11 protein-coding genes and 3 pseudogenes are annotated in these 11,964 nt (G+C 57.5%); 4 read left to right on the forward strand and 10 right to left on the reverse strand.

Translation table 11 applies throughout. The annotated features are described in order from the left end of the window. The 3 genes and pseudogenes from QYH69_RS35265 to QYH69_RS35275 form a co-directional block, all read left to right on the forward strand. Positions 1 to 242, forward strand: a 242-nt coding sequence (locus tag QYH69_RS35265) for a transposase (protein ID WP_374992566.1), incomplete at its 5' end; no start/stop codon positions are given. Between the two features lie 20 nt (positions 243 to 262). After that, positions 263 to 862, forward strand: a pseudogene (locus QYH69_RS35270) (transposase); the annotation flags it as partial. 607 nt (positions 863 to 1,469) lie between these two features. Next, positions 1,470 to 2,201: a LuxR family transcriptional regulator gene (locus QYH69_RS35275; protein ID WP_308836253.1), complete on the forward strand. Its 732-nt coding sequence runs from the start codon at positions 1,470 to 1,472 to the stop codon at positions 2,199 to 2,201. Positions 2,202 to 2,276: 75 nt separating this feature from the next. Here the strand turns inward: QYH69_RS35275 and QYH69_RS35280 are convergent, their stop codons facing one another. The 7 genes from QYH69_RS35280 to QYH69_RS35310 all read right to left on the reverse strand — a co-directional run bounded on the left by QYH69_RS35280 (position 2,277) and on the right by QYH69_RS35310 (position 8,775). Next, positions 2,277 to 3,326 (reverse strand): amidohydrolase family protein, encoded by a 1,050-nt coding sequence (locus QYH69_RS35280; RefSeq protein WP_308836254.1) that lies wholly within the window; start codon positions 3,324 to 3,326, stop codon positions 2,277 to 2,279. Beyond that, positions 3,323 to 4,141 carry a phytanoyl-CoA dioxygenase family protein gene (locus QYH69_RS35285; RefSeq protein ID WP_308836255.1) on the reverse strand — a complete coding sequence of 273 codons (819 nt, stop codon included), beginning with the start codon at positions 4,139 to 4,141 and terminating at the stop codon, positions 3,323 to 3,325. Before QYH69_RS35285 ends, QYH69_RS35280 begins: the two co-directional genes overlap by 4 nt. Beyond that, on the reverse strand, positions 4,089 to 4,508 hold the full coding sequence (locus QYH69_RS35290) for an SAM-dependent methyltransferase (protein ID WP_308836256.1): 420 nt from the start codon (positions 4,506 to 4,508) through the stop codon (positions 4,089 to 4,091). Before QYH69_RS35290 ends, QYH69_RS35285 begins: the two co-directional genes overlap by 53 nt. Continuing rightward, on the reverse strand, positions 4,505 to 5,854 hold the full coding sequence (locus tag QYH69_RS35295) for a radical SAM/SPASM domain-containing protein (RefSeq protein WP_308836257.1): 1,350 nt from the start codon (positions 5,852 to 5,854) through the stop codon (positions 4,505 to 4,507). The genes QYH69_RS35290 and QYH69_RS35295 overlap by 4 nt, the downstream gene beginning before the upstream one ends. Before the next feature lie 74 nt (positions 5,855 to 5,928). Next, the gene (locus tag QYH69_RS35300) at positions 5,929 to 7,257 is read right to left on the reverse strand and encodes a radical SAM/SPASM domain-containing protein (protein WP_308836258.1); all 1,329 of its coding nucleotides are present in this window, start codon (positions 7,255 to 7,257) and stop codon (positions 5,929 to 5,931) included. A 1-nt stretch (position 7,258) separates the two neighbouring features. Next, entirely contained in the window at positions 7,259 to 7,510 is a 252-nt protein-coding gene (locus QYH69_RS35305; protein ID WP_308836259.1) for a hypothetical protein, read from the reverse strand. 227 nt (positions 7,511 to 7,737) lie between these two features. Next, entirely contained in the window at positions 7,738 to 8,775 is a 1,038-nt protein-coding gene (locus QYH69_RS35310; protein ID WP_308836260.1) for an aldo/keto reductase, read from the reverse strand. A 457-nt stretch (positions 8,776 to 9,232) separates the two neighbouring features. Here QYH69_RS35310 and QYH69_RS35315 point away from each other — a divergent pair, with 457 nt between their 5' ends. Beyond that, positions 9,233 to 9,589, forward strand: a complete 357-nt coding sequence (locus QYH69_RS35315) for a hypothetical protein (RefSeq protein ID WP_308836261.1) — start codon at positions 9,233 to 9,235, stop codon at positions 9,587 to 9,589. Between the two features lie 176 nt (positions 9,590 to 9,765). Here the strand turns inward: QYH69_RS35315 and QYH69_RS36215 are convergent. From QYH69_RS36215 to QYH69_RS35325, 3 genes and pseudogenes are all read right to left on the reverse strand, one after another. Continuing rightward, a pseudogene (locus QYH69_RS36215) lies at positions 9,766 to 9,852 on the reverse strand (hypothetical protein); the annotation flags it as partial. A gap of 209 nt (positions 9,853 to 10,061) precedes the next feature. After that, the gene (locus tag QYH69_RS35320) at positions 10,062 to 10,673 is read right to left on the reverse strand and encodes an acyl-homoserine-lactone synthase (RefSeq protein WP_308836262.1); all 612 of its coding nucleotides are present in this window, start codon (positions 10,671 to 10,673) and stop codon (positions 10,062 to 10,064) included. 240 nt (positions 10,674 to 10,913) lie between these two features. Further along, a pseudogene (locus QYH69_RS35325) lies at positions 10,914 to 11,939 on the reverse strand (IS3 family transposase). Positions 11,940 to 11,964 lie beyond the last annotated feature (25 nt).

An 11,964-nucleotide genomic window follows, 5' to 3' on the forward strand; every position in this document is an offset into this window, starting at 1 on the left:
ACGTCGTGCGCGAATACCTTGACAGCACGGATGGCGCAATCCAGATGGCGCTGCTGCCTGGCTACGCGCCAGACCTGCATCCGGTCGAATACCTTTGGGCCTGGCTCAAGCGGCACGCATTGGCGAACTTCTGCCCTGATAATCTGGCAGAACTGAAGCACACTGCTCGAAGCAAGCTCAAGAGCGGCCAGAAACGCAAATCGATCATCGTTGCCTGCTGGAAGCAAGCCGAGCTTTGGTGATGTCATGATTTACGTAACTCTCAATAATGGAGCTGATTGGCCGCACGAAGCGCATCCTGGCGCAGAAGCCGAAAGACAAAAACAAGCTTTATGCGCTACACGCGCCTGAAGTCGAGTGTCTGGCCAAAGGCAAGGCCCGCAAGCCTTACGAATTCGGTGTGAAAGTGTCGATCACGACGACCCACAAGGAAGGGCTGGTAGTTGGCATGCGCTCGATGCCAGGCAATCCGTACGACGGTCATACGCTGGCTGAAGCGCTGGAACAGGCGGCAATCCTGTGCGACGCCACGCCGGAAGTGGCCATCGTCGACCGTGGCTACAAGGGTGTCGCCGTCGACGGCGTGAAGATCTACCACCCGGGCTTGCGCCGCGGCATTACACGCGGACTCCGCGCGATGATCAGGCGGCGCAGCGCAATCGAGCCAACCATCGGCCACATGAAGACAGACGGAAAACTTGATCGCAACTGGCTCAAAGGTGCGCTCGGCGACGCGATGCACGCGGTACTGTGCGGTGCCGGCCACAACCTGCGGATGATCCTGAGGAAGCTGCGGTTTTTTTGCGTCTTCGTTCTCGCTGCTTTGCTCAACCGCTGCATTGCTGCCGACGTGACGATGTGACGTCGGCGGCCCAGGAAATGAATTGTTCAGGGTCGACTAAGTCGTCGCTGATTTGTCGGATCGACCAATCGGGAACAGAAGCGCGTGTCGCGCGAAGGCGGTCACTGTGGCCTGACGAACCCATTTTTGTGTTAGACGAGCGAAGGCTATCGATCTCAGGAACTAACCAGTTTTACAAGCGCGTTTGCCAGCAGGCGCTCGTTACGTCCCCGAACAAAAGGCAGATTTTCAAGGTGCCGGAGGGCTGGCGGTGTTTGAATGGTCCGGCGACAATGGTCAGCCTGTCAGCAGCGGGCGCCCGATTCCCGCCGAGGGTGCGAGCCCGCACGTGGGCATCACGTTGCGCCTGCCGGTTTACCTCAAAGGGATGTCGCACAATACTGTCGATCAAAGGCAGCGTGCGTATATTGGCTCGGCGCCCGTTGTGCAGCGTCTCTTTCGCATGGGCCACCCAATGTTTCAATGTTTGATCGCTCGCATCCCCAGCGATTCCGGAGATCGATGATAGTTGGCCGGCTCATCAATAGAAAAACAGATAAAATACTGAGAGTTGGGAATATGGGGATGATTAAAGTAGGCCAATAAATCGCATAAAGGAGATTTGATCATGGCATCCGGGGTGCTCAGTCAGAATGCATTGTATAAACTTTCGCATATTGAATCCGAGGATGATGTCTCAAGGCAATTGCACAATATCGCCGGTACACTCGGTTTTGACTTCTTTCTGTATGCGGAAGTGCCTGGTATGGGTAAGCAGAATTCTGTGACAAAAATACTTTCCAACTACCCGCGAGAGTGGCGGCTCAAATACGATTCACAGAATTACATCAAGATCGATCCGGTCATGGAGCACTGCGAACACCGGCTGGTACCGGTAATGTGGAGTGACATCGAGCATCAGTCCGCACGCCAGCGGGAGTTTATGGAAGAAGCCCGTGGTTTTGGTCTGGTCACGGGCATCAGTTTTCCGAATCACTGGAAAAGCGGAGACATCGGTGTTCTGAGCTTTGCCAGTCGATCCACGTCAGATTGCTCTCAAGCCGGACATCGGTTAGATCCACTTACCATGGCGCAAGGCGCTTTGACGGCCGCATTCACGCACGATGCCATGGAGCGCCTTCTGAACAAGAAAGAGAATCTGCTGCGTGCCCCGCTCACCACGAGAGAAATCGAGTGCTTGAAATGGATTGCGACGGGTAAAACCACTTGGGAAATATCAGCAATACTAGGGATATCCGAGCATGGGGTCCTGTTTCACATTCGTAATCTTATGTTGAAGTTCAACGCGCCGAGTCGCCATGTAGCGGTTTTAAGAGCCATGGCGTGCGACCTCTTGTAATAGGAGTCTTGCCGGCGCGTGTCGATCAACCCTGGTACCATCGGACCAGACGTCATGCGACAAAGCCCCGATTCCTTACAACGCATACAGTCGCCGCGCATTCCCACCCGCAACTTTCATAAGAGTCTGCGCGGGCAGCCCGCCGTGTTCGACAAGAATGCGCACGCTGTCGGGACACTTCGCATCGAAATGCGGATAGTCGGATGCGTAGACTACCTGATTCTCACCCAGGCAACGTACATAAAAGCCAAGATGCGGTTCGTCGGGCTCACATGAAAAGTAGCAGTTGCCGGACAGCAGGTATTCGCTTGGCTTTGCGCGTAACGCCCATTCCTGGTTGATCCAGTCGACACGCACCGTGTGGTAAGCCTCGTCGAGCCGATCGATATAGTGCGGCATCCATCCCACGCCGGATTCGAGAAATACGAGCTTCAGGCGCGGATAGCGTTCCATGACACCGCCCAACACCAGATCGCCCATCGCAACCTGCTGCTGGAACGGATGGGAGATCGCATAGAAGCGGGCCGCGTTCCTAAAATTGTGCGCGACGAGCTTCGGCGGACATGTGTGCCGGCTCCCGTGAATGGCGACCGGTTTGCCGTATCGCTCGCACACGGCCCACAGGCTATCGAATTGCGCATCACACAAATGGATGTCGTCGCCCACGTACGGTTGCACGAGAACCGCGACTGCACCGAGTTCATTGATCGCCCGCTCCGCTTCGCGGGCAGCCGCGGCAGCATCACGTAGGGGAACCAGCGCCGCGCCGGTCATCCGGCCGCGCGAAGGTTGATGCCAGACAGCGTGAAACCAGTCGTTATACGCACTGCACGCGGAGATCGCCGAGCCAGTGTCGGGGAAATCCGAGATGCCGAGCAGCGGCGTCGGGTAGTTAACCGAATGGTCGATGCCTTCGCGGTCCTGATCTTCGAGCCGCGCGTCGACGTCGACGGTGGCGCGCGCAGCGGTGGTGCGAATCCAGTCACCCCAGTCTTCGCGGTCCCACGACAACATCTCGTCAATCAGGCCGGTCGCCTTGCCGCGCCAGCCATACGCTTCGAGCGCCCGCCGCGTTTCCACTACATGCCCGTCCGCATCGATCGCTTCGGCGACGTAATGCATCATGACAGCGACTCCTCGGAAGAAGCAGGCACGTACATAATGTCGAACGTGCGATCGAAGCAGACCGCTTCGTCGGTCACCCAATGACACGAATACGCACGGCGCCAGACCTCCGTTTCGTTGCGGCCCGTCATGTGCAACACCTTGCTGTGATGCAGGACGACTCCGCCCCGGCGCACCGGCGCGGCGCGTTCGCGGCTACGATCGATCGTTTCCGCGCCGGGCTGCAAATCGTAGGATGCGCCGGGTACGGGCGAATGCGCCAATAGCGCTCCACGATGTGACCCGTCGATATAGCGCAGACATCCGTTGCCGACGTATGCGTCGTCCAGCGCGACCCATGCGGCCACAATCTTGTCTGCCGGCTCGCAATGAAAATGAGCCAGGTCCTGATGAAACGGCTTTTCAGACCCAAAACGTGGCGGTTTCATAAACAGCTGATCACGAATCAGGATCGGTGGCCGGCCGAGAATGGACTGCACCAGTTCAATGAGCCTCGGGTCGAATACGAAAGCGCGAAACGCCGCATGTCTTGTGGACGGCATTTCGATCTTGCGCGGCGCCATCTGGCGATCGGGTCCGACGTCAATCGTGTAGGTCGGCGTGTCTAGCGAATAGAGATCGGCGAAACTCACATCGGTCGCCAGTTCCGCTATCCGGTTAACCTCGTCCGGTTCGAAAACGTCCTCGACTGCAACCCAGCCATGCTCGTGGAAATGATCGAGCTGTGTATTGGTCAACATGCGAATAATCCCCGTTGATGAGCTACATCCAGCAACCGTCGGGCATCTTGACCGCCCGCTTGACATCCAGCACATACGAGCCGGTCACGCATTCCAGCCCCCGTACCGCCAACCCCACCTCATCGACCGACACCACTTGCGCCGCCGACAGCGCAATAGGGTTGGGCCGCTCCGGCGAGCGCATCGCGAACACTCCGAGCGGTTCAGGCGGAGCGCCGAAAGGCAACTGCAATACGTCACGATGCGCGAGATGGAACCACCAGAGCACGAAGATTCTTGCCGACGGCTCCAGTCCGACGAGGCCGCCTCGATACTCGGGATAAAGTTCCACCGTGCTGACCGAATCGCAATACCAGCCGCTTGCCGGGCAAGCAGCGCGCGTTTCAAACGTAGTACGTATTATGCCGATCGGCCTGAGCTCGATCGATGATACGAGGCTCATGAGCCGATCATGCTGACAAAGCGTGCGTGGTACGCAGGCCAGTTCCGCCGGAAAAGCAGCGATTCGTCGTCCTTGATCCAGTCGAGCAACGCCTTCGCCGGCAGGTCGCAGCCTGTCAGCGTTTGTCCATATGCCAGCGAATACAGGCGACAGCCGCCTCCACAGAACGACCGGAACTCGCAATTGCGGCACACCATCGTTGTCGTGTCCAATCCGGCAAGCGGTAAGTGCTGCGCATAATCACGGCTCAACTCGAGCGCGTCGTTGGGCTCGAACAGCGAGCCGGCCTGCAATGAACTGTCGAGTTCCGGCAGCGCCGGACATTGCGAAACCATCCCATTCGCCTTGATCACCATCAGTTCCTCGTCGTCATGGCATGGGTTCGAACCTGTACGCGGCTCCAGCACCGCCGGGTGCGCCAGCGACGACGTGGTGAGAAAATTGCCCATCAGGATGTCAAATGCGAATGGCGTATCGGCGTGACGCTCAAGAATCGCGTGATAGTACGGAATTGGCATCGACGGATCTGGCAGCGCGCGATGCAGTTCGATTCGCTTCGCGCGCGCTTGACTCGCGCGGTCGATGTCTGTCGTTCGCATCGGAACAGCGGAGCGCACATTCCAGGTCGTGATATTCGAATATCGGCGCAAGTGCTCGGCTATCTCCAGCACGCCCGTCACCGTCTGCACCGACAGGTTTGTGGTAAACACTAGGTTATAGTCGGCATTGTCGAGGTCGGCAATCGGCCCGTAGGGATCGGCCAGCTTGCGGTAGCCGGGCCGCACCCGATCGAGTAAATCACTATCCACTGCATCGAGGCTTATTCGAAACACCGTATCTTTCGAAATCTCCGCGAGGATACGGTCCCGGACGGTCTCGGTGACAAACGTTGCATTGGTCGAAACGGACGCGATGCTGAAGCCGCGCTCGCGCAACCGATCGACGAGCGGGAAAAAGCGCTCGACAAAGTGTGTCGAGAAGACCTCCCCACCCGTAATCGACACGGAACGGATGCCGGCGCGCTCGAGTTGCTCGAGTACGGTGTCGTACCGATCCAGGGGCCATTGGTCTTTATGGTTGCTGTGATAGCAATGCGGGCAACCGCCATTGCAGCCCGCGGTGGGCTCGAGGACCGCATGGTATTGCCCAGGCAGTGTGCTGCCGCGACAATGCTGCGCCTGATCGAGTCGGCGCAGGAACGCATCGTAATCGCGTCTTGCCTGATTGATATCTATGAGAAAGCGCTGCGCGATGGCATCTACGCCGCCTGGCGTATCGCCGAATTGCTCAAAGATTCGGAAGAATTCGATACCCGTCCTGTCGAGTACGTATTTGACGCCGCTCACGGCATCCGACACGATATTGCCATCCCTTAGCGTGAGCCGGCCAGCAAGCGTATTCGATGCGGATGCTGCGCGATTCATGCTGCGCCTCGCACTAGATGGATTGGCACACGTTTGTGCGCCGGCCGGTGATAGTTCGTCACCTTCTGGAGATGGCAACCGCCACGGCAGGCGTGGTACTGGCCGCATGTGCCGCATGCATCGTGATCCGGCGCTAGCGACGCGCGCACTGTCGGTACGATGTGTTCCCGCCAGAGCTTGCCGATTCCTTCTTCGACGTTGCCGGCAAAGACTGCGGAATGCGGGCAATGCCTGAGCCGACCGTCGAACGAAACCGACGCCCAGAGAATTCCTGCGGCACAATGATTGGTAAAACTGTCGGAGACCGGTTCGTTGATCGCGGACGGTACGGTCTCGAGACAATGACGGGGCGCACACGGTACACCGAACACGGTATCGGGTGTTGCGACTGCCTTCACACGGTCGATCAATCGTTCGACTTCACGGGGAGCCACCGGTGTGCGCTTGTCCCGAGGGCCGAATGGCACATACGGCATGAATGCGATGCGCCGTACGCCAAGCGAATTGAGCCGTTCCACCATCCGTTCAAGACCCTCGATGTTTTCCGCGCAAACGAGCGTTTCAGCGACCACGGCGATGCCATTTTCGAGCGCCAGTTCCATTGCACGCATGGCTTGCGAATACGCGTTTTTGTGAGCCGCAAACTGGTTGTGCTGCTGTTCGTCGCCATGCATCGAAACAAGCATGGTGCGCACCCCGTTCTGCGCGAAACGCAGCGCACGTTCCGGCGTAATACGCGAGCCGTTCGTGAATACTTCGATCCTGAATCCCAGGCTGCCGGCATACTGCACAATTTCGTCGAACTGCGGATGTAGCGTCGGCTCGCCTCCCGAGAAGCGTATGCGCATACATTGATTGGCGTGCGCCTCATCGAGGATCGAACGGGCGACTGTCAGCGGCAGGTGACGCTCGTCCAGATGTGGGGTGTAATCGTCGCTTACCTTCCAGACGTTGTAGCAGAAGTCGCAATGCCAGTTGCAGATGCTGGTCAACTCGATCTCGAGCACCAACGGGAACGGCAAACTTGCATCCAGCCACGGTGTCGGTGCCCCGCCCTTGCGATTCGGTGCGTGAGACGGCGCGTTCAAGATGGAGGTCCAGCAGCGCAACAGGTCAGCCTCGAGCACCTCCGAAGGGACCGCGAACTCGCGAACCAACGTAGACGTGGCTTGGTGCCAATCGGCGGCATTAAATGAACCCTGCACGATGCGCAACGCGCTTTCGTTTAACTGAAGCTCGATGCCCGCCACCTTGTCGTATAGCAATGCGAGCTCGGGGCGGAACGCGAAGCGGCGCTTGAGCGCCGCCAACTCGGGCAGATTCATATCAGAAGCAGCACTGGAACGCGGCGTCTTTTGCCGGCTTCACATCTGGCGAAGCGTATCGGGTCACGAACGTAAAGCCGATGTGCTTGTCGTCGGCACTGGTGACAACGATGCTGAAATCTTTCCGGCAACCTAGCTTGACCAACTCCAAGAGGTTCTTGCTAGGCACGGTGTAAGCGGCCGGATGATCCTTTTTGGCCTCGACGTTAAGGTGGGCCACGGTACTCACGAACTCTTGCAATGCTTTTTCCATGACAGGTCTCCTTCGTTACCGGAACATGCGGACAATGACGTGCGAACAACCATTTATCGATTCCAAAAACATCCTTTCTTAGAGGTACGGAATGATCATAATAAAGATTGCAAAAACCGCAAGGAAGAATTGAAAGTTGTATTAGCCGTGAAGAGAATCAGCACGCGTAATCCATGGATAAGCGCTATACATTAAAAGACCGATGAAATCGAACGTATCGCGCTGCCTCAGGATCGGGATGAGAATATGCCGAGCGCCACCGCCATGCGCTGAAGCTCCGCGTCATCGGAAATTGCCTGAAAATCGTCGCGCTGCGTGTAAGGCGTCTCCATGCGTAGCGCTTCGTCATCGGTCAGTTCGATGTCCAGAGACGCCAACGCGTCACGCAAATGTGAAGACTGGCTCGCACCGACGAGTGGCGCGACGAAAACCGGGTGCCGGCGCAACCAGGCGAGCGCGATCTGCGCGCGGCTTACGCCGCGCTCATGTGCAATCGCGGACAGCGCTTCGAGGATCGTGAGATTGTTTGATGTCTGACGGTAAAATAGGTCGGCGAACCGGTCGTTCGCCGAACGCCCGGTTGGCATGTCATTGTTGCGGGCAAGGCGGCCGCGTGCGAGCGGGCTCCAGGCAAGCGTGCCGATTCCTTCATCGGCGCAAAGCGGCAGCATTTCGCGCTCTTCCTCACGCGCGAGCAGGTTGTAGTGGTGCTGCATCGAGACGAAGCGCGTCCAGCCATGGCTGCGCTGAATATTAAGCGCCTCGCGGAATTGCCAGGCATGCATGGAGCACGCACCAATATAGCGCGCCTTGCCGGCCTTCACCACGGTGTGCAGTGCCTCAAGTGTTTCCTCGAGCGGCACCGTACAGTCCATCCGGTGAATCTGGTAAAGGTCGACATGATCGGTTCCAAGGCGACGCAGGCTATGATCGATTTCCGTCAGGATCGCCTTTCGCGATAGACCTGCGCGGTTCGGCCCCTCACTCATCGGCTGACCGACCTTCGTGGCGATGACGACTTCGTCTCGCTGGGCAAAATCCTTCAGTGCCCGACCAAGGATTTCCTCACTGGAACCTCGCGAGTAGATGTTCGCTGTGTCGAAGAAGTTGATACCGGCTTCAAGCGCTTCCTTGATTAGCGGGCGGCTTGCTGCTTCGTCCAGCGACCAGACCGGATGTCCCAGCCAGGGCTCGCCGTACGTCATGCATCCGAGGGCAATTTGTGAGACGTCAAGGCCACTGTTTCCGAGCTTCCTGTATCGCATGGAGCCTTCCTGTTGCTATGACAGTTGCATTGCTTTTCTCTTGAATTTTTATCTGGCAACGCAGGTCATAATGGTTTGCGGTGTCTCGTCAATAATCGTCTGATCCATGTAACCACATCATGCGGTCGTTTTCCAGTTTCAAACAGCTCGGCTTTTTTAGTGAGGAGCTATGTGCGTCGATGTCGTGACGACAACGCTCGCGTCTTGCCAAAGCCACAAGAAAGCGGGGTTTCGCCCGGGGAGTGTTTCGGGCGCAGTCTGACGGCCGCCGCGGATCACAACGGCTTGTTTCTCGGTTCGGAATAGCGTAGCGGCACACCTGACAGAGATTGTAGGTCCTCATCCTGGTCCTATTCATTTACCCTAGTTACACGTATGACTGGAATGGCCCCGGCCCGATAAGACAGATCAACCAGCGGGTGCCTATTGAAAAAACAATCATCGATACGGAAGGGACATGATCTGCATTCGCCTGGCTATAGCCTTGCTCTCCACAATTATGTTGTTTGACGCAACATCGGTCGCTTCGGCTAACGAAAGTAGTCACGCGGAAGACAGCCGGTCGTTCTGCGAAGGTATCGCGCACCTTGGGCGAGCCATAGCCGGTGCGAAGGTGCACCACGTATCATCAGACTCGGTTAAAGGGAGATTGCGCCAGGCAGCCCGGCAGTATGCGGATGAGATTTCGCCGCAGGAAGAGAGGTTGTTGATCGCCGCGACAGACGTCATATATTCGGTCGACATCGAAACAGAAGAAGACGGCTACTCAGCAGCTAACCGGCTTTGCCTCGGGTCTTGGAGCGGCATGAATTAAACGAGTCCTTCTTCGCAATGTTCGATATTCGTGGTCGTAGAACCCAACGTCAGCGAGTTTCGGTTCACTTTGCGCGCTTAATATCCAGTCGAGTGCACGTAAAAAATCCGTGCCATTGCTCGGTCTCTGTGACGCCGCAAGACGGACGGTATGCATGTGCGTCGTTATGCGATTGCCTACCATAGCCTAGCGTGGCAACGCCACCGCTCAAAGCCAATGGGTCCCTCGCCGTGGTACGCCATCGTGCCGTTGAACGTGTTACCGTTGCCGCCCTATGCGATTTGGAGTTCGACCACATTCTGGCCGGCTCGACACCCCGCACCCAGACGCCGCCGGAGTACGTCGGTGAGGACAAACCGCTGCTCCCCGGTAATCCGCCCTGTCAGTAAGCGAGGTTTCCAGCAAAGGGAGTACGCAATGAATTTCCAGGTTCGCGCGCCTCTTTGTCGAGGCGCGCAGAGTTATCCCCTATTCATACCGCGGAACTGATGCGCGTCTCCGCCATGCTGGTGTTCCTCTGGACAGCGGCACCCGCGCGTCCAAAGTCCGACGGCGACATGCTTACGGCCACCGCCGGACTACCTCCTAGTAGTTGAGGCGTTGAAAACCGGTCGCACGAAATGCCGGCGTGTCGCAACATGCGTTCGACACCGACCGTGGTTACGGTTACGTAGCGCTTGATATCGTAGTCAACTGCAAACCGATCCACTTCGCTGAACAATTGCCGCGTTGCGTCCGCAAAGCCGAAAGCATTCTGCCGATCGCTCGCGATTGCGAACCGGCTGAGCTCCCAGATCAAAGGATCGCACGGCGCCTCCTTGCCTCCAAGCAGAGCGTCAAACTCGTCACGCAACATATAAGGACCGGTGGTACACAACAGACGCCAACAACCAACGCATATGTCCTGTTGGAAGGCCACCAGATAGTGCGTCCGTTCCGTATCGTAGCTGTCGGTTTCCACCGAGGTGGTTGCCGGCAGTTCCCATTTCAGTCTCTCGACAAAGACTCGATAACGCAGCCTGAACATCGCCTCGTGATCTTTCGTCCATGCACCACCACTAAGACGCTTGAATTGTATTTCCAAACCGAATCTCCAGAATTTCTTAAGGCTCGGCACGTCATTTGAACGCGATCGCGTACGTCGCGCCACTACAAGAACTTGCAGGGACGCAGTCGCAAAAATAGACGGATGCCATGCTGTCGGGATTGCGTCGCTAGAGAAGGCCGAAAGCCATAGCTTTCGAAACGGCGACGTGGCGAGTTTGAACGTCAAACTTTGACCTGCCCCCTTCAATAGGGCCGATAAGCTTCTAGCAAAGTCCTTTTAAACCGGCTCCTGGAAAGCGGCAGGAGCATCTGCGGTTGCCCGGTGTTTCGCCGCAAACTCCGACGGCGCAAGGTAGTTCAGTGCACTGTGCGGCCTTTGCTCGTTGTAGTCCTGACGCCATGCCGCGATGACAGCCCGAGCGTGCGCCAGCGTCGTGAACCAGTGGTCGTTTAGGCATTCGTCGCGGAACTTGCCGTTGAACGATTCGATGTACGCATTCTGCATTGGCTTGCCCGCTTGAATCAACTTCAGCGTCACGCCGTTTGCATACGCCCACTGGTCGAGCGCGCGGCTCGTGAATTCCGGTCCCTGGTCTGTGCGCACCGCCTTGGGATAGCCACGGAAGCGAGCGGCACGGTCCAGTGCCCGAGCGACATACAAACCTGAGATGCCATGGTCGACGACGATGTCGACAGCCTCTTTCGTGAAGTCGTCGACGACGGTCAGGCACTTCACGCGCCGGCCGTTGGAAAGCGCATCCATCACAAAATCGATTGACCACACCTCGTTGGGTGCGCCCGGCAATGCCAGTTGCTCGCGCTCAGTCATTACGCCGTGGCGCTTGCGACGGTGCCGCACAGCCAGCCCTGCCTCACGGTACAGGCGATAGATGCGCTTGTGATTGGCGTGTGTGCCTTCGCGTTCCACCAGGGCGTGCAACCGGCGGTAGCCGAATCGACGACGTTCGTGCGCCAACTCCACCAGACGTGCCGCTAGCACCTCATTCTCGTGGTCCGGTTTCGCGTCGTAATGCAACACGCTGCGAGAAAGCCCGACAAGCCGGCAGGCGCGGCGCTCCGAGATGTTGACCTTCTCCCGAATCGCCGACACTGCTTCGCGTTTGGCTTGCGGGCTCAGGGCTTTCCCTTGAGACGACCTTCAACGCTTCCATATCGAGCATTGCTTCGGCCAGCAGTTTCTTCGCCGGGCATTTTCCACCTCGAGGTCTTTCAGCCGGCGGGCTTCCGAGACTGTCAGCGTCGGATAGATACTCCCCACTTTCGTCGAAGTAATTTTCCCCAGTTTTTTATCTGAGGGCGCCGCGCTA

Source organism: Paraburkholderia sp. SARCC-3016, from assembly GCF_031119615.1.
GTDB lineage: Bacteria > Pseudomonadota > Gammaproteobacteria > Burkholderiales > Burkholderiaceae > Paraburkholderia.

Coding starts and splice junctions, on each gene's coding strand:
- QYH69_RS35275 (WP_308836253.1), top strand. CDS start 1,470: ATGGCATCCGGGGTGCTCAGTCAGAATGCATTGTATAAACTTTCGCAT.
- QYH69_RS35280 (WP_308836254.1), bottom strand. CDS start 3,326: ATGATGCATTACGTCGCCGAAGCGATCGATGCGGACGGGCATGTAGTG.
- QYH69_RS35285 (WP_308836255.1), bottom strand. CDS start 4,141: ATGTGCTGGATGTCAAGCGGGCGGTCAAGATGCCCGACGGTTGCTGGA.
- QYH69_RS35290 (WP_308836256.1), bottom strand. CDS start 4,508: ATGAGCCTCGTATCATCGATCGAGCTCAGGCCGATCGGCATAATACGT.
- QYH69_RS35300 (WP_308836258.1), bottom strand. CDS start 7,257: ATGAATCTGCCCGAGTTGGCGGCGCTCAAGCGCCGCTTCGCGTTCCGC.
- QYH69_RS35305 (WP_308836259.1), bottom strand. CDS start 7,510: ATGGAAAAAGCATTGCAAGAGTTCGTGAGTACCGTGGCCCACCTTAAC.
- QYH69_RS35310 (WP_308836260.1), bottom strand. CDS start 8,775: ATGCGATACAGGAAGCTCGGAAACAGTGGCCTTGACGTCTCACAAATT.
- QYH69_RS35315 (WP_308836261.1), top strand. CDS start 9,233: ATGATCTGCATTCGCCTGGCTATAGCCTTGCTCTCCACAATTATGTTG.